At 71.0% G+C, this 15842-nt stretch carries 18 protein-coding genes; 9 read left to right on the top strand and 9 right to left on the bottom strand.

Annotated elements, in window-relative coordinates; translation table 11 throughout:
- The first annotated feature begins 51 nt into the window (after positions 1–51).
- Complete coding sequence (locus tag ACQPZF_RS14625; protein ID WP_433271951.1) at positions 52–1359, top strand: NAD(P)/FAD-dependent oxidoreductase; 1308 nt, start codon at positions 52–54, stop codon at positions 1357–1359.
- An 81-nt stretch (positions 1360–1440) separates the two neighbouring features.
- Here the strand turns inward: ACQPZF_RS14625 and ACQPZF_RS14630 are convergent, their stop codons facing one another.
- From ACQPZF_RS14630 to ACQPZF_RS14640, 3 genes are all read right to left on the bottom strand, one after another.
- Complete coding sequence (locus ACQPZF_RS14630) at positions 1441–1761, bottom strand: DUF3140 domain-containing protein (RefSeq protein WP_433271952.1); 321 nt, start codon at positions 1759–1761, stop codon at positions 1441–1443.
- 164 nt (positions 1762–1925) lie between these two features.
- Positions 1926–2525: an SRPBCC family protein gene (locus ACQPZF_RS14635; RefSeq protein WP_433271953.1), complete on the bottom strand. Its 600-nt coding sequence runs from the start codon at positions 2523–2525 to the stop codon at positions 1926–1928.
- Positions 2525–2869 carry an ArsR/SmtB family transcription factor gene (locus ACQPZF_RS14640; RefSeq protein WP_433271954.1) on the bottom strand — a complete coding sequence of 115 codons (345 nt, stop codon included), beginning with the start codon at positions 2867–2869 and terminating at the stop codon, positions 2525–2527. Before ACQPZF_RS14640 ends, ACQPZF_RS14635 begins: the two co-directional genes overlap by 1 nt.
- 117 nt (positions 2870–2986) lie before the next feature.
- Between ACQPZF_RS14640 and ACQPZF_RS14645 the strand changes: the two genes are divergently transcribed.
- The 3 genes from ACQPZF_RS14645 to ACQPZF_RS14655 all read left to right on the top strand — a co-directional run bounded on the left by ACQPZF_RS14645 (position 2987) and on the right by ACQPZF_RS14655 (position 5404).
- Positions 2987–3637, top strand: coding sequence for a hypothetical protein (locus ACQPZF_RS14645; protein ID WP_433271955.1), 651 nt, complete (start codon positions 2987–2989; stop codon positions 3635–3637).
- 366 nt (positions 3638–4003) lie between these two features.
- Positions 4004–4831: a hypothetical protein gene (locus ACQPZF_RS14650; protein WP_433271956.1), complete on the top strand. Its 828-nt coding sequence runs from the start codon at positions 4004–4006 to the stop codon at positions 4829–4831.
- Positions 4832–4885: 54 nt separating this feature from the next.
- Positions 4886–5404 carry a sunset domain-containing protein gene (locus tag ACQPZF_RS14655; RefSeq protein ID WP_433271957.1) on the top strand — a complete coding sequence of 173 codons (519 nt, stop codon included), beginning with the start codon at positions 4886–4888 and terminating at the stop codon, positions 5402–5404.
- 56 nt (positions 5405–5460) lie between these two features.
- Here the strand turns inward: ACQPZF_RS14655 and ACQPZF_RS14660 are convergent, their stop codons facing one another.
- Complete coding sequence (locus tag ACQPZF_RS14660) at positions 5461–5748, bottom strand: WhiB family transcriptional regulator (protein ID WP_433271958.1); 288 nt, start codon at positions 5746–5748, stop codon at positions 5461–5463.
- Positions 5749–5803: 55 nt separating this feature from the next.
- Positions 5804–6661 (bottom strand): MerR family transcriptional regulator, encoded by an 858-nt coding sequence (locus ACQPZF_RS14665; protein WP_433271959.1) that lies wholly within the window; start codon positions 6659–6661, stop codon positions 5804–5806.
- Positions 6662–6750: 89 nt separating this feature from the next.
- Here ACQPZF_RS14665 and ACQPZF_RS14670 point away from each other — a divergent pair, with 89 nt between their 5' ends.
- The 3 genes from ACQPZF_RS14670 to ACQPZF_RS14680 all read left to right on the top strand — a co-directional run bounded on the left by ACQPZF_RS14670 (position 6751) and on the right by ACQPZF_RS14680 (position 10420).
- Positions 6751–7764 carry a chemotaxis protein CheB gene (locus ACQPZF_RS14670; RefSeq protein WP_433271960.1) on the top strand — a complete coding sequence of 338 codons (1014 nt, stop codon included), beginning with the start codon at positions 6751–6753 and terminating at the stop codon, positions 7762–7764.
- Positions 7761–8483: an ATP-binding protein gene (locus ACQPZF_RS14675; protein WP_433271961.1), complete on the top strand. Its 723-nt coding sequence runs from the start codon at positions 7761–7763 to the stop codon at positions 8481–8483. Before ACQPZF_RS14670 ends, ACQPZF_RS14675 begins: the two co-directional genes overlap by 4 nt.
- A 95-nt stretch (positions 8484–8578) precedes the next feature.
- Positions 8579–10420, top strand: a complete 1842-nt coding sequence (locus ACQPZF_RS14680; RefSeq protein WP_433271962.1) for a CheR family methyltransferase — start codon at positions 8579–8581, stop codon at positions 10418–10420.
- 34 nt (positions 10421–10454) lie between these two features.
- Here the strand turns inward: ACQPZF_RS14680 and ACQPZF_RS14685 are convergent, their stop codons facing one another.
- The 4 genes from ACQPZF_RS14685 to ACQPZF_RS14700 form a co-directional block, all read right to left on the bottom strand.
- The gene (locus ACQPZF_RS14685; protein ID WP_433271963.1) at positions 10455–10802 is read right to left on the bottom strand and encodes an STAS domain-containing protein; all 348 of its coding nucleotides are present in this window, start codon (positions 10800–10802) and stop codon (positions 10455–10457) included.
- Positions 10803–10888: 86 nt separating this feature from the next.
- Positions 10889–11434: a hemerythrin domain-containing protein gene (locus ACQPZF_RS14690; RefSeq protein ID WP_433271964.1), complete on the bottom strand. Its 546-nt coding sequence runs from the start codon at positions 11432–11434 to the stop codon at positions 10889–10891.
- A 52-nt stretch (positions 11435–11486) separates the two neighbouring features.
- Positions 11487–12485: an NlpC/P60 family protein gene (locus ACQPZF_RS14695; protein WP_433271965.1), complete on the bottom strand. Its 999-nt coding sequence runs from the start codon at positions 12483–12485 to the stop codon at positions 11487–11489.
- A 252-nt stretch (positions 12486–12737) separates the two neighbouring features.
- On the bottom strand, positions 12738–13592 hold the full coding sequence (locus ACQPZF_RS14700) for a PfkB family carbohydrate kinase (RefSeq protein ID WP_433271966.1): 855 nt from the start codon (positions 13590–13592) through the stop codon (positions 12738–12740).
- Positions 13593–14233: 641 nt separating this feature from the next.
- Here ACQPZF_RS14700 and ACQPZF_RS14705 point away from each other — a divergent pair.
- Positions 14234–14638, top strand: a complete 405-nt coding sequence (locus ACQPZF_RS14705; protein WP_433271967.1) for a YciI family protein — start codon at positions 14234–14236, stop codon at positions 14636–14638.
- A complete protein-coding gene (locus ACQPZF_RS14710; RefSeq protein WP_433271968.1) occupies positions 14635–15837 on the top strand; it encodes an RNA polymerase sigma factor in 1203 nt (400 codons plus the stop codon). The genes ACQPZF_RS14705 and ACQPZF_RS14710 overlap by 4 nt, the downstream gene beginning before the upstream one ends.
- Positions 15838–15842 lie beyond the last annotated feature (5 nt).

The following is a 15842-nucleotide window of genomic DNA, read 5'->3' on the forward strand; positions in this document are numbered from 1 at the left end:
TCTACCCGTTCGCGTCGTGGGGTACCCGGAGGTCCGGGAGGTGATCGCACCATGGGCAAGCCACGTGTGCTGGTCGTCGGCACGGGATTCGCGGGCTACCACTGCCTGCGCGGGCTGGAGCGCGCGCTCCCGCCGGACGCGGCTGACCTGGTCGCGGTCAATCCCACCGACTTCATGCTGTACGTGCCGTTGCTGCCGGAGGTGGCGGGCGGGACGCTGGACCCGCGCCGGGTCGCGGTACCGCTGCGGCCCAAGCTGCCCCGGACCCGGCTCGTGCAGGCACATGCCACCAGCGTGGACCTCGCCGCGCGCACATGCACGGCAATCGACGTGGAAGGCCGCTCCCAGGTGGTCGAGTGGGACCGGGTCGTGCTCACCTCCGGCAGCGTGACCAGGCTGATGTCCGTGCCGGGCGTGGCGGAGCACGCGTTCGGCTTCAAGTCGGTGGCCGAGGCGGTGTTCCTGCGCGACCACGTGCTGCGCCAGGTGGAACTCGCCGAGCAGACCGACGACCCGGCGGAGAAGGCCGCGCGCACCACGTTCGTCGTGGTCGGCGCGGGCTACACCGGCACCGAGCTGGTCGCCCAGGGCCAGTTGCTGGCCCAGGAGGCCCGGCGCGGTCGGTCCGGTCTCCCGCCGATCCGGTGGGTGCTGGTCGACCTGGCCCCGCGGGTGCTGCCGGGGCTGGACGAACGGCTGTCCGGGCCCGCGGAGAAGGTGCTCCGGGCGCGCGGGGTGGACGTGCGGCTGGAGACCAGTGTGTCCGAGGTCACCGCGACCTGCGCGAAGCTGACCGACGGCACCGAGATCCAGACCCGGACCGTGGTGTGGTGCGTCGGCGTGCGGCCGGACCCGCTGGTCGAGTCGGTGGACCTGCCCACGGAGAAGGGCCGCCTGGTGGTGGGGGAGGACCTGACCGTGCCCGGTCACCCGCACGTGTTCGCGGCGGGCGACGTGGCCGCCGTGCCGGACGTCTACAACGGCGGCAAGCCCACCCCGATGACCGCGCAGCACGCGGAACGGCAGGGCAGGCTCGCCGCGCGCAACGTCGCGGCGTCGCTCGGCCACGGCAGGCCCCAGCCGTACCGGCACCGCGACCTCGGTTTCGTGGTGGACCTCGGCAACGGCCAGGCGGTGGCCAACCCGCTGCACGTGCCGCTGACCGGGTGGCCCGCGAAGATCGTCGCGCGGGGCTACCACCTGCTGGCGATGCCGGGCAACCGGGTGCGCGTGGCGGCCGACTGGCTGACCGAGCTGCTGGCCCGCCGCCAGGTCGTGCAGTTCGGCTTGGTGCCGGCGGCCGGCGTGCGACTGGCCGACGCGGACCGGGTGGACGCCGGGCCGGTGGTCCGGCGGTAGGCCGTGGTGCGGCCCGGTGGCGTGTCGGAGGGGCGTGCCGGCGGATGAGCGCGGAGCGGTATGAGGTCAGGCGGGATGAGGTCAGGCGGGCTTCAGCGGGTCGTGGCCGATGGACATCAGGCGGTGGCGCCAGTGCGCCTCGCCGGCGGTCGGCTCCAGGTCGTCGCGGCGCTGCGCGTGGACCCGGTCCACCACCTTCCGCATCACCCGCACGTCCTCGGTGGTCAGGTCGGTCCGTCGTTTGCGGAGCACACGCAGCACGTCCTGCCCGGTCGGGGTGCCGGCCTGGTCGGGCAGCGACTCCGTGTCCTCGTCCGCCGAGCGGGTGCGCAGCCAATCCTCCAACTCGTGCGAGGTCATGTTCACTACGCGGTGGAACTCGTCCCACAGGGTGTCGGTCATGGGGCGGAGGGTTGCCGGTTTCGCCGCCGTCGAAACCCCTCTTTCGCGGAACCGGAACGCCGCCCGCGGTCGTCCGCCACGTCGTGCGGCGCCGACACAACCGACCCCGGCTTCGACGACGTCGAGTCACCGCCGACCAGCGTCGAAGCCGAGGCCCACGAGCCCTAACCCAGGTCCGGCGCGAACTGCGCCCTGGACACCGCGACCGACGCGGCCAACTCCTCCTCCGTCGCCGTCCCGGAGTCCCGCACCACGGCCTCCCAGATGTCGATCGAACCCAGGTTGAACTCCTGGACCGCGGGTGAGTTGGCTGCTTCCACCGGGTCGCCCGTGGCCTCGCCCGCCAGGTACAGCGCGAGCCCGAGGAACCCGCCGTCCCAGCCCGGACCCACGTACAGCGCGCCGCTGCCGTTCTGCGCCAGCTCCAGCGGCACGGTGTGCTCCAGCTCCACGACCGTCTGGTCGTCCCGCGCGGTCAGCCGCAGCTCCACGATGCTGTCCGCGCTGCCGAACGTGACGCGCAGCAGCTTCGGCGGGTCGCAGACCAGGATGTCGCCGCCCGCGTTGCCCTCCAGCGCGAACGACCCGCCTTCCCGCAGCTCGCCGCTGATCGGGAGGAACCAGCGCTTGAGCCGGTCCGGGTCGGTCACCGCTTCCCACACGTCGTCGGCGTGCGCGTCGTACGTGCGGCGCAGCAGCACACCCACGGTCTCACCGCGCCGCACGGCGCGGTGGACGGCCTTGAGCTGGCCGGCGATGTCCATCACTGTGGTTCCTCCTTGAGTCGTCGCTCCCGCTTGCCGCGGGCGAGTTCGGTGGCCAGCGCGTCGAGGTGACCGCTCCAGAACCGCCGGAACCGCTCCAGCCACTCGTCCACCTCGCGCAGCCCCCTCTCGTCTACCGCGTACAGCCGCCGGGCGCCTTCCGGGCGGACGCGGGCGAAGCCGTTCTCCCGGAGCACCCGCAGGTGCTGGGACACGGCGGGCTGGGAGATCCCGAACTCGCGCCGGACCACCGCCGTGAGGTCGCCGGAGGTCTGCTCGCCGTCGGCCAGCAGCTCCAGGATGCGGCGGCGCACCGGGTCGCCGAGTACGTCGAACGCGTGCACGACCAGTAGTTTTAAGGCTCGACTTATATAAGTCAAGCCTTGTTGCTCGGGAATTGTCGTACCTCCCTGGCATCATGTCGAACAGGTGTTCGGTACGCGTTCGGAAGGGAGCTTGGGATGCGCGTACAGCTAGATCCCCGGCAGTGGCCCGGCCGTGTCATCCCCGAGACCGACCTCGAAATCGACACGGCCGTGGAGGCGCTCTGCCTGCGGGCGAACTGGTCCGACGCCGACCGCGCGGGAGTGCGGGCGGTCGTGGGCCCCTGGTTCGCCGAGGGCTGGAGCGTCGACGCCCTGCTCGCGGCCGTCGACCGAAAGCCGGACGGGAGCAGGCAGGGCGCCCCCAGGAACCGCGACCAGGTTGCGCACGACTTCCTCCGCGCGCGGCTCCGGTCGTGGTGGCAGGGGGGCGCGCGGCGGGCGCGCCCCCCAGTCGCCGGCATGACCCTGGGTCAGTGGTGGCGGGTCAACCGCCGCAACGCCCGGCTCACCAGCCCCCAGCCGCGCAGGCCGCTGGGCGAGGCCGGTCGGCTGGCCCAGGAGCAGTCCCGCGAGCGGGTGCGGGCGAGGCTGCGAGATCCGGTCGAACGGTCCCGCGCCCGCGCCCGCCGGTGGCAGGAGGTGTTGGACAGCCTGCTGGTTCCCGGTCAGCGGGCGCCGACGTTCGATGACTCGCGGAAGCTGCTCGCGGACATCGTCCAGGTGCCGTCGCACCCGGTGTGCAGCCGCTGCGGCTGTCGGACGGGGGTGATGTCACAGGCGGCTTGAAGAGCGGGGGCTTGAGAAGCGCGGGCTTGAAAGCGGAGGCCTGGAGAGCGGAGGCCTGGAGAGCGGAGGCCTGGAGAGCGGAGGCCTGGAGAGCGGAGGCCTGATCCACTCGAATCGGTCCGTGGCTTCGCCGTGCCCTGAAACGGTTCGGATTCCGCGTGCCGTGGCGTGGAGATCACACCCTACCTCGCCGAGTCCGGCCGCGTTCGACCGGGGCACTCGCGCGGGGCAGCCGTGTCGCCGCAGGCCGTCCGCGTCGAGGACAGCGGGCACATGTCACCTGGTCAGGTGAAATGCCGGGGGTCGTCCTGCGTGTACGGCGAGCACTGGTGGCATCGGGCCCGGCACTTCCGGTACTAACGCCCGGTGCTGACATCCCGAGCGTGGCGAGTGTGGCTCGTCGGCGCCATCCTCCTGCCCGCTCTCCTTGCGGGGTCAGGGGTTTTCGCCCGCGCGCGGACGGCCGGGCAGGTGTCCGACGTCCCGCCGGGCCGACTCACCCTCGCGGTCCACGCCGGCGAGGTCGTGCTGGCGGGCGACGTCGCGGACGAGGTCGAGCGCGGCGCCCTCGCCGACGCCGTCCGGGCCGCGACCGCCGCCCGCCGGGTGACGGACCTGGTCACCGCGAACGGCCACCGGCTGCCCGTCCCGGCGCACACCGCGGCCGACCTGGTCGCGGCGGCGGTCGACGCGCGTGCCGCCGACTTCACCGCCGTGCTCGCCGAGAGCACGCGGACCGTGCGGGCGACCGTCCCCGACGAGACCCGCGCCGCCGCCCTGCGCCAAGCCCTCTACCAGGCGGGCGTGACCGACCACGAGGTCGAGGTGGGCGTCCCGGAGTTGGACTTGGGTGCGTTGCAGCACTCCGTCACGGCGCTGGTGCGGGACGACGGCGGCTTCGGCTTCGAACCGGGCACGGCGTCCCGGCAAGGCCACGGCCCCGGGCCGGCCGACCGGGTGGGCCGCCTGCTGCGGGTCGCGCCGATGGCGACGATCACCCTCAACGGCCACGCCTCCACCGAACACCCCGACCCGCGCGGCCTGGCGCAGCAGCGGGCCGACCTGGTGCGCGACCTCCTCGCGGCCGAGGGCGTGCGGCCCGACCGGCTCCGGACGGCGGTCACCGTCGACGCCGGCCCGGAGAGTTCGAACCCGTCCGCCCGCCAGGTGGACGTCCTGATCAGCGCGAGGTAGACGTGCTGATCAGCACCGCTCTGATCAGCACGTCCTGATGAGCTAGGAGTGGCAGTGTTCTGGTTGTTCGCCCAGATGTTCGTCCTGTGCACACTCGCGTTCCTCGCGGGGGCGGTGCTGACGTGGCTGCCGCTGCGCGCCACCATCCGCGACCTGCGCACCGACCTCACCCGCCCGATCCTGCGCCCGGCCCTCCCCGCGACCGCCGTGATCATCCCGGCGCAACCCGAAGACCAGGCCCTCGGAAATCAGCAGCCCGCCGATGTCCAGCCCGCCGATGTCCAGCCCGCCGATGTCCAGCCCGCCGAGTTGCAGCCCGCCGATGTGCGGCCCGCCGATGTGCAGGATGCCGAGTTGCGGCGCACTTACGAACATCGGCGGCCCGACCTGTCAGCGGCGGCGCAGTCGGCCGTCGAGGTCAAGGGCAGTTCGAAGTCGATGATCTTCCACACCCCGGACTCGCCCTACTTCAAGCGCATGAAGGGCGACGTCACCTTCCGCTCCGTCGCCGAAGCGGAGCGCGCGGGCTACACCCAGTGGCGGCCCAAGAGCGCGGCAGCGGCAGCACGTTGACCGCCAGCCACCCCGCGCGCCGTCCCGGTCGCGCCACCCGACCCGGCCGCGGCGGCTCAGTCGCGCTTGTGGTTCGCGGAGATCAACCTGCGCAGCTCACTCTCGCCGAGCCCGCCCCAAACGCCATAGGTCTCCTCCACGGTCAACGCGTGCGTGCGGCACTCGCTCAACACCGGACAGCGGGCGCACACCGCCTTGGCGCGAGCCTCCCGGAGTTCGCGAGCGGCCCCGCGCTCGTTCGGGGTGTGGAAGAACAAGGCGCTGTCCAGGCCACGGCACAGACCTCTTAGCTGCCAGTCCCACGACGCGGTGACCGGCTGGGGCAGACGGGACAACTCAGGCATGGGATCACGTCCTGTGCTCGGCTCCCGCACAGCCTAAATTCGATTCAAAATCGGTTCAACTCAAGCAGGTGTCGACGGCTTCGGGCAGCGACGCCACCCACCGCGCACCGGCCGGCACGGGCTCCCACCCGGGACCGCCGAGCAACACGACCTGGCCACGTTCCAGCAGCGAAGCGACCGGGGCCGACAGCGCGTAGTCCGCCACGTGCGCCCACAGCACGACCACCCCGGGCGAGAGCAGGCTGACCGCGTCGAGCAACGCGGCAGCCGGCACCCGCGCGCCCAGGTTCCGCGAGGCGCACTCCCGTTCGGCGAGCGCCGCGCCCAACACGTCCAACGGCAGGCTGTGCTGCTCCTCCGGCGCGCACGCCGACAACACGGGCAACCGCCCCGCCACCGGCACCGGGAACCGCGCCGCCTCCGAACGCAACGCCCCCGAGATCGCCGCCGTGGCCAGGTGCTCGACCTCCACCCCGTTCCCCTGCGCGGACACCCGCTCGCCCAACGCGATCAGGAACGGCATCAGCACGTCCTGCCACGCCCGCACCACACCGTCCCGCGCGATCAGCGTCGCCGCGAGCGTGCTCATCAACGGCAGGTCCAGCCGGGCGGCGGCGCGGGCGAACCCGCGCGCCTCCTCCGACTCCACGGCCAAGGCGTGCGGCCCGCCTCCCGACCGCGCCCGCGAAGGCGGCGGGTCGCCGAGGGCCACTGCGGCGGCCGACGCGGGGGCGACGCCCTGACCGGTCAGTTCCAGCATCCGCCGCAGCCGGTGCACGTCGTCCTCGCTGTAGCGGCGGTGCCTGCCCTGCTCGCGGGTGCTCGGCCCGAGCCCGTACCGCCGGTCCCAGGTGCGCAGGGTGACGGGGGAGACGCCGAGCATCCGCGCGACCGCTCCGGCACTCCAGCGCACCGCACACCGCCATCCGCGTCATGTCCGCCGGTCGGAATGGTAGCGAGTAGCGTGAGGTGAGGCCGGGTATCCACCGCCGGAGGTGACGGATGCCAACCAGGGACCTGATCGTCGTCGGAGCCTCCGCGGGAGGCGTGGAAGCGCTGCGCGCGTTCGTGGCGGGCCTTCCCGAGGACCTCGCGGCGGCGGTGGCGGTCGTGCTGCACCTGCCGGCGGGCGGCACCAGCGCGTTGCCCGCGATCCTCCAGCGGAGCGGGCGGCTGCCGGCGGTCAGCGCGAAGCACGGCATGCCGCTGCGGCCGGGCCGCATCCACGTCGCGCCGGCGGACCACCACCTGCTGGTCGTGGAGGGCGCCGTCCACCTGTCGCACGGCCCCACCGAGAACGGCCACCGCCCGGCGGTGGACGCGCTGTTCCGGTCGGCCGCCGCCGATCGCGGTGCCGGCGTGATCGGTGTCGTGCTGTCCGGCGCGCTGGACGACGGCGCGGCCGGCATGGTCGCGATCGCGAACCGAGGGGGCCTCACGATCGTGCAGGATCCCGAGGAAGCGCTTTACGCGGGCATGCCGAGCGCGGCGCTCCGGCACGTGAGCGTCGATCACGTGCTGCCGGCGGGCAAGATGGGGGCGGTGCTGCGCGACGCGGTGGGCGTCGAGGTGCCGGACGGCGACGACTCGTCGCGGATGCTGCGCCTGGAAGCCGCGTTCGCGGCGAACGACGGCGGAGCCGACCCTCGTGAGGTGAACGAATTGGGCAGACCATCCGACTTTAGCTGCCCGGACTGCCAGGGCACGCTGGTCGAGCTGGAGGTCGACGGCAGCCGGTTCCGCTGTCAGGTCGGGCACGGCTGGACCGCCGAAGCACTGCTCGACGCGCAGGGCGTCACCCTGGAGAAGGCCCTGTGGACGGCGCTGCGCACGTTGGAGGAGAAGGCGAACCTGGCGCGTCGGATGTGCGCCGACGCGCGGGCACGGGGCAGTGATCTCCTGGTGCAGCGCTTCCAGCGGACCGAGGAGGAGTCGACCGCGGCGGCCGACGTGCTGCGCAACCACCTGATGTCCGGTTCGTTCCTCCGGCACAACCACGCGGAGCACAGCACGTGAGCCTCGACTTCCAGGTCGCCCTCGAAGCAGGCGCCGCCGTGGTGCGGCCGACCGGTCTGCTGGACCTGACCACCTACGTCGAGTTCCGGGACGGGCTGCTCAAGTGCGCGCTGGACGAGCCGCTGGCCGTGGTGGTGGTGCTGGACGAGGGTTTCGCGTTCGCCACGCCGGCCGCGATGTCCGTGTTCACCACCGTGTGGATGCGGGTGTCGGAGTGGCCCGGCGTGCCGGTCCTGCTGGTGGGTGCGTCGCAACCACACCGCGCGACGTTGGAGGAGGGCGGCGCGGGCCGGTACGTCCGGCACTTCCGGAGCGTGGCGGACGCGCTCACGGCGGCCGGTGAGCGGCCGGTCCGACGGCGGGACGACACCTGGCTGCCCGATTCGGCGGTGGCCGCGCTGCTCGCCCGGCGGTTCGTGCGCGAGACGTGCCGGCGCTGGCAGTTGTCGCACCTGCTCGACGCCGCGTTGCTGGTGGCCAGCGAACTGGTGGAGAACGCGGTCCACCACGCGCGCTCCGCACCCCACCTGCGGCTGGAGCTGCGCGCCGACCGACTGACCATCGCGGTGCGGGACGACGCGGAACCGATGCGGAAGAAGCCGGCCACACCGTGGGCCGATGGGCATGGGCTCTCGCTGGTCGAGAGGTTCAGCCGGGTGTGGGGCAGCTCGCCGTGGCCGGGCGGCGGCAAGGTGGTCTGGGCCGTGCTCGGCGACTAGCGGAGGTCCCGCCATCCTGGCGGAACGCCCGGTGACGGGCCGGCGGACGTGCCTTGATCGGGTGGCGCGCGCTAGGCCGAGTAGCGTCTGGGAGCGTGAGCGATGGCGAAACGTCCGACGACTTCGAGGAAGTGCTGCGCTACCTGAAGGAGTCGCGGGGTTTCGACTTCACCGGCTACAAGCGGGCCAGTCTCATGCGGCGCGTCCGCCACCGGATGAGCCAGGTCGGCATCGACACCCACCTCGACTACATCGACCACCTCCAGGTCAACGCCGACGAGTTCAACGCCCTGTTCAACACCATCCTGATCAACGTGACCGGCTTCTTCCGGGACGTCGAGGCGTGGGACTACCTGCGCGAGGACGTGCTGTCCGCGATGCTCGCCGAACGCGGGCCGGACGACCCGATCCGGGTGTGGAGCGCCGGGTGCGCGTCCGGTGAGGAGGCCTACAGCCTGGCCATGACGCTCGCCGAGACGCTGGGCGTGGACCGGTTCCGGCAGCGGGTCAAGATCTACGCCACGGACGTGGACGAGGAGGCGCTGACCCACGCCCGGCAGGCCGTCTACGGCGAACGGGAACTCCAGGGCGTGCCGCCGGAACTGGTGGCGAAGTACTTCGAGGCCCAGAACGGCCGCTTCGCGTTCCGCAAGGACCTGCGGCGCTCGGTCATCTTCGGCCGCAACGACCTGGTGCAGGACGCCCCGATCTCCCGCATCGACCTCCTGGTCTGCCGCAACACCCTGATGTACTTCAACCAGGAGACGCAGGCCCGGATCCTCGGCCGGTTCCACTTCGCGCTGGCGCCGCGCGGCGTGCTGTTCCTGGGCAAGGCCGAGATGCTGCTGTCGCACAGCCGGATCTTCGACCCCATCGACCTGAAGCGGCGGCTCTTCCGCCGGACCGTGACGGGGGCCGGCGGTGGCACGCACTTCGTCACGCAGGCGTTCGTGCAGGACCGCCGGATCGACGTGGGCGGGCTGGACCAGCTTCGTGAGCACGCGTTCTCGGCGAGCCCGGTCGCGCAGGTCGTGGTGACCGGTGACGACGCGCTGGCGCTGACCAACCGGCAGGCCGAGACGCTGTTCGGGCTGGGCGCCAAGGACGTCGGACGCCCGTTGCGCGACCTGGACCTGTCCTACCGGCCGGTGGAGCTGCGCGGGTACGTGGAGCAGGCCCGGGTGGAGCGGCGGGCCCTGCGCATCAAGGAAGTGGAGTGGACCCGCTCGCTCGGCGAGTCGCTGTGGTTCGAGGTCCACGTGAACCCGCTGCTCGGGAAGGACGGCCTGGTCCTGGGCGTGTCGATCGTCTTCCACGACGTCACCGCGGCGCGGCGGCTGCTGGACGACCTGGAGCACGCCAACCGCCAGTTGGAGTCCGCGTACGAGGAACTCCAGTCCACCAACGAGGAGCTGGAGACCACCAACGAGGAGTTGCAGTCCACTGTGGAGGAACTGGAGACCACGAACGAGGAACTGCAGTCGACCAACGAGGAACTGGAGACGATGAACGAGGAGCTGCAGTCGACCAACGACGAACTGCAGGCGATCAACGACACCCTGCGGGAACGCACCCTCGAACTCGACCAGGTCAACGAGTTCCTGGAGTCGATCTTGACCTCCCTGCGGGCCGGCGTGATCGTGCTCGACCTCCGGCTGTGCGTGATCGCGTGGAACCGGGGCGCCGAGGAGCTGTGGGGGGTGCGGCGCGACGAGGCCGAGGGCGCGCACCTGTTCAACCTCGACATCGGCCTGCCGGTGGACGAGCTGCGGCAGGTGGTGCGGCAGGCGCTGGCCGACGCGTCGTTCCTGACCGAGCTGAAGCTGGACGCGGTCAACCGCAAGGGGCGGAGCGTGGTGGTGCGGGTGGTGTGCAGCTCGCTGCGGTCCAACTCGGGCACGCCGAACGGCGCGATCCTGGTGATGGAGCAGAGCTGACGGATCACGAGGCGTCGGGCCGACCGGAGCGGGGCTAGCCGACGTCGGTCACGCTGCTCGTCACGGCGAAGACCCGGAGCAGGTCGGTCACTTCCAGCGGGCGCAGGACGGCCGGCGTGGAAGCCACCACGCGCAGCCGGACGCCGGCGGGTTCGACCTCCGAGTGCAGGGTGAGCAGCACGTTGATCCCGGCGGAGCCGAAGAACGTCACCTTGGTGAGGTCGAGCACCAGCGTCCGGCCTGCCGCGGGCAGGTGGGCACGCAAGAAGTCGATCACACACGGCGCGGTGGCCATGTCGATCTCACCGGACACCTCGATGACGACGGTGTCCGCGATGTGATCCAACGCGGACAGCTCGACCGCGTCGGCGAAGTCTTCCATGGCCGCTCCCACGTGGACCGGGCGACAGGTGCGGCTGTCTGCTCAACCGGCACCCAGCCTAGGCCCTCGCCGTGGGGCGGTGCACATCAGGATGAGTGGAGCTGCTTCTCCAGTTGCGCCTTGCTCATCCCGGAGGCGCCCGAGATGCCCGCGTTCTGCGCCTGGGCCAGCAGTTCTTCCTTCGTCGCCTGCCCCGGCAACTCGCCCATGTGCCGCGCCCGGCTCTCGGCGAACGCCCGGCCCAACTCGTCGCGGCGCGTGGAGTCGAGCCGCGACCGCATGCCGGGCAGCACCTTGGACTCCTCTTCCTCCACGTGGTGCAGGACGCCTTCGACCAGCTTCTCCAGCACCTGGTCGAACCGCGGCGACGTCGGGTCCGTCCCGACCAGCTTCGCCAGCAGTTGCTCGGCCTCGACGTGCTCCTCCTGGCTGTGCGCGATCTCGTCGCTCTCGTCCGCCTCGTCGCGGGCCACGGGGTAGACCGAGTCCTCCTCGGCACGGCTGTGCGCGGTGAGCACCGCGGACAGCACGGGCACCAGCAGGGGCCGCTTCTCCGGGTGGTTCTTCAGCTCGTCGAACAGCCGCTCCACCTCGCGGTGGTCCGCCATGATCAGGTCCACGACGTCGGGCATCGCAGGTCTCCTCACTTCGCACGTCGAACGTCGAAGCGGGGGTACCCGGGATTCAGTCGACTACCCGCCGGATGGTGCTGATCGGCCCGATCGACTCGATGTCCTGGATCTTCACCGGCACGCCCTCGGTCGACGCGTGCACGGCCCGGATGCCGTCGATCGCCATCGACACGTGGTGCTGGTCGGCGTAGTAGATGACCAGGTCGCCGGCCTTGACCTCGTTCAGCGACACGGCCCGGCCGATGGTCGCCTGCCCGTAGGTGGTGCGCGGGATGGCGATGCCGGCGGTGCGGTAGGCCGCCTGCATGAGACTGGAGCAGTCCCACGTGTTCGGGCCGTTCGACCCGTACACGTAGTCCTTGCCGCGCTGCGCCAGGGCGAACGCCAGCGCCTCGCCCGCCTTGCCCGGCGGCACCGGGACGGGCCCGGTGTAGCCCTCGGCGCCGAGCGCGTCCCGTTCGGATTTCGGGAGCGCCCGGTAGACGTCGCGGGCCTCGGTGATCTGCTCGTCCAGCGCGGTCTTGCGCTGATCGATGTCCCTGATGGCCTGGTCCGCGTTGGCGGCGGCCTCGGTGGCGCGGCGCGCGGCGTCGTTGGCCTTGTCCACGGCGGCGGTCAGGTTGGCCATCGCCTCGGCGTTCTCGCCGGCCAGCACGCCGAGCGCGGACATCCGGTTCAGGAAGTCCTGCTGGGAGTCGCTGACCAGGATCGCCGAGAGCTGGTTGAACCGCGCGCCCTCGAAGGAGGCCTCGGTGAGCAGGTCGACGTGGCCGCGCAGCTCGTTCTGCGCCTGCTGGGCCTGGTCCAGGTCGCGGTTGGCCTGGTCCAGCTCGCCCTGCGCCCTGGCGAGGTCGTCCTGCGCGCGCAGGTGCTCCTCGTTCAGCTTCTCGGCCTGGGTGGTGAGTTCGTTGTACTGCCGCAACGCCTCGGAGGCGTTCGGGGGCACCGGATCGGCCGCCGCGTGCGGCAGGGACATTCCGCCGACCAGCGCGAAGACGGCGGTGGCCGCCAGAGCCGCGCGGACGGTGCGCTGAACGGGGTACGACGCCACGGTCGCGCGGTCCTCCTCGAAACCAGGTGTAGCCCGAACGGGTCACCCCGCGTCCAGGTCTCGGACAGGTTACGGAACAGGGCCCCGTTCGTCCATCACCGGGGCCCTGTTCCGGCCGGTCAGGGCAGCCGGCGCCGCCCATCGGCTCCTGCGCCACGTGGTGCATCCCGACCAACGCGACCGTGCACACCGGCACCCACCAGAGGGAGCGGCGTCGGGCGATCACGCACGCCACCGCACCCCCGAGGGGTGTCACACTCGAAGTCCGGTGAGGTCGGACCGCCCACCCGGATGCCCGACCGCACGGCCGGCGGCAGCCACCGCAAGACGCCCGGCATCCCGAGGGTGGTCACCGCGCACGAGCGCAAAGGCAAGCGCCGCAACAAAAGCATCACCGCCACCCGTGGTGTCCACAACGTCCTCTTCGGTCAACGGCACCACCGCGTCACCCGAGGACCACACCAGGACGTTCGCCTCGCCCTTGACCTCCAACGCCACCAGCGAGGGCCCGCGACCCAACAACTCCCGCCCGGCCTTGACGGCGTCCTCAGCCGAAGAGATCCGCCGCCCGGTCAACACCTCGCCTTCGTGGTGGTCGGCCCGCACCACGTCGGCAGCGGCCAACTGCTCCTCGGAAGCCGTGCCATCCAACACCACCAACCCGTCGGCACGGCGGATCGCGGCCATCACCGCAGCGGAAGGCTGCTGGAGCTGCACCACCACCGCGTCGGCCTCGGCCAGAACGGATGCCGTCACGTCGTCCTCGGTCACCAACGAGGAGTCCGGAAAATCCTCCAGATAACGCCACTGCCCGTCGCACACCACGTTCACGATCAACGCACTACGCCCACGCCGGACAACAGCCGAGACATCAACACCATCCGCCCGCAGTTGCTCGACGAGCCGCCCACCGACCTCGTCCTCCCCGGCAACCCCGACCACAGCCGCCGACGCCCCCAACTGCACCAAGTCGACCGCGATGTTCGCACCCTTGCCGCCAAGCATCTCCCGACGTTCGAGGACCGGCGCAGTCCCCGACGCACCGGGCACCTCCGGCACGACGAGCACGAGGTCACGAGCAATCTGACCCACCACAGCGATCCTCATGACAAGGCCGTACCCGACAGCGCCAGACTCAAACAGACCACCGACAGAAATCGCAAATCAAAAGAAAATAATACGAAACGGCACCACCGCAGAGGAACCACAACGCAAGGCGACCAGTACTTACGCAGGTCTGGTCTCAAGTCGGGAACGTTAAGCAACGGGACCACATCATCGCTAAGCCCCTGAAGCTGTCAGGGACGGCTGGAACGCCACGCGCGCTACGGATCGTGCACTTGCGGCTGCCAGGTCGCGTGGCTCCTCGCGAAGGTACGCGGCTTGGCACGCTGGGCGGGTTGCTCTGCGGGCGGCGTGTTGCGCTGACACCGGTCCCCGGGCAGCCTTTAGGGCTTCCGATGATGTGGTCCATTTGCTTAGTGTTCCCGGCTTGAGCCCAGACCTGCTTATGTACTGGTCGCCTTGCTTCGTGGTCACTCTTCTGCCGTCAAGCTGCGTAAAAGGCGAAAGCAAATGTGGGCCATTCTTCTTGGCGTTCTTGGCGTTGTTGTGAAGATCGAGTGTGGTGGCGGGTCACTGTCCGGCTGGTGACGTGGCTCACATTCGGGCATGTCGAGGACGGTGGATGGGGGCCGTCCTACGGGTGTAAGCGCCAAGATGGGCGCGACTGACACCGAGGAGTCGACATGGCCAAGTTCCTGCTCCTGATGAACTACGGACCCAGCGCGAACTGCGACCTCCCGACGAGCGAGTGGGCGCCTCAGGACGTCATGGCGCACATCGACTTCCAGCGCGAGTTGGCCGCAGAGCTGAGTGCCAACGGCGAACTGGTCGACGGGCAGGGTCTGGCCGCCCCGGAGCTGGCCAAGACGGTCGTCTACACCGGCACGGGGGCGCCGGTCGTCACCGACGGGCCGTTTCCGGAGTCGAAGGAACTCCTCGCGGGCTACTGGTTGGTCGACACCACGTTGGAACGCGCCCTGGAGATTGCCGCGAAGGCGTCTGCCGCGCCCGGTCCGGACGGTGTGCCGTTGGGGCACCCGATCGAGGTCCGGGAAGTGATGAGCGCCCCCGTGACGCCCGACCGGTGAGCGCGGTCATCGAGGACCTGTTGCGTGAGCTTGCGCCCCAGGTCCTCGGCGTGGTCGTGCGGCGGTACGGCGATTTCGCGCTCGGCGAGGACGCCGTGCAGGAGGCGTTGCTGGCGGCGGCCGTGCACTGGCCCGAGGACGGGGTGCCGGACAACCCGCGCGGCTGGCTGATCCAGGTTGCCGTGCGGAAGATGACCGACCTCCTGCGCAGCGAGGCCGCCCGCCGCAGGCGTGAGGACGCGGTGGCCGTCGAGCCGTCGCCGGGTGAAGTGTCCGAAAAGGACGACACGCTGATCGTGCTGTTCCTGTGCTGCCACCCCGCGTTGACGCCCGCGTCGGCCATCGCGCTGACCCTGCGCGCGGTCGGCGGGCTCACCACGGCGGAGATCGCGAACGCGTTCCTGGTGCCGGAAACCACGATGGCGCAACGGATCAGCCGCGCCAAGCAGACCGTGAAGAAGGCCGGCTCGACGTTCGCCATGCCCGGACCCGAGGAGTGGCCCGAGCGCCTGCGGTCCGTGTTGCACGTGCTGTACCTGATCTTCAACGAGGGCTACACCAGCAGCGTCGGCGGCGAGCTGCACCGCACCGAGCTGTCCGGTGAGGCCATCCGCCTCGCCAGGGCCGTGCACGCGCAACTGCCGGAGAACGGCGAGGTCGCCGGTCTGCTCGCGCTGATGCTGCTGACCGACGCCCGCCGGCCCGCCCGCACCGGCCCCGCCGGCGAGCTGATCCCGTTGGAACAGCAGGACCGCACGTTGTGGGACAAGGCCTTGATCACCGAAGGCGTCGACCTCATCATGGCCGCCGTCGCCCGTGGCGCGATCGGCGAGTATCAGTTGCAGGCCTCGATCGCCGCCATCCACGACGACGCGCTGCGCGCGGAAGACACCGACTGGCCTCAGATCCTGACCATGTACGGCCTCCTGGAACGCATGTCCGACAACCCGATGGTGTCGCTCAACCGGGCGATCGCCGCCGCGATGGTGCACGGCCCGGCCACCGGTCTGAAGCTCATCGACGCACTGGACGCACGGCTGCCCGGCCACTACCGCGTGGCCGCCGTCCGCGCCCACCTCTACGAGAAGTGCGGCGACGTGGACCGCGCGATCGAGCACTACCGGACCGCCGCCGCCCGCACCACGAGCACGCCCGAACAGCAGTACCTGCTGACCCAGGCGGCTCGGCTGGCCCCCTGACGGGT

The sequence above is a fragment of the Actinosynnema sp. CS-041913 genome, from assembly GCF_050942485.1.
In the GTDB taxonomy this organism is placed as follows: Bacteria; Actinomycetota; Actinomycetes; order Mycobacteriales; family Pseudonocardiaceae; genus Actinosynnema.

Coding starts and splice junctions, on each gene's coding strand:
- ACQPZF_RS14625 (WP_433271951.1), top strand. CDS start 52: ATGGGCAAGCCACGTGTGCTGGTCGTCGGCACGGGATTCGCGGGCTAC.
- ACQPZF_RS14630 (WP_433271952.1), bottom strand. CDS start 1,761: ATGACCGACACCCTGTGGGACGAGTTCCACCGCGTAGTGAACATGACC.
- ACQPZF_RS14635 (WP_433271953.1), bottom strand. CDS start 2,525: ATGGACATCGCCGGCCAGCTCAAGGCCGTCCACCGCGCCGTGCGGCGC.
- ACQPZF_RS14645 (WP_433271955.1), top strand. CDS start 2,987: ATGCGCGTACAGCTAGATCCCCGGCAGTGGCCCGGCCGTGTCATCCCC.
- ACQPZF_RS14660 (WP_433271958.1), bottom strand. CDS start 5,748: ATGCCTGAGTTGTCCCGTCTGCCCCAGCCGGTCACCGCGTCGTGGGAC.
- ACQPZF_RS14670 (WP_433271960.1), top strand. CDS start 6,751: ATGCCAACCAGGGACCTGATCGTCGTCGGAGCCTCCGCGGGAGGCGTG.
- ACQPZF_RS14685 (WP_433271963.1), bottom strand. CDS start 10,802: ATGGAAGACTTCGCCGACGCGGTCGAGCTGTCCGCGTTGGATCACATC.
- ACQPZF_RS14690 (WP_433271964.1), bottom strand. CDS start 11,434: ATGCCCGACGTCGTGGACCTGATCATGGCGGACCACCGCGAGGTGGAG.
- ACQPZF_RS14700 (WP_433271966.1), bottom strand. CDS start 13,592: ATGAGGATCGCTGTGGTGGGTCAGATTGCTCGTGACCTCGTGCTCGTC.
- ACQPZF_RS14705 (WP_433271967.1), top strand. CDS start 14,234: ATGGCCAAGTTCCTGCTCCTGATGAACTACGGACCCAGCGCGAACTGC.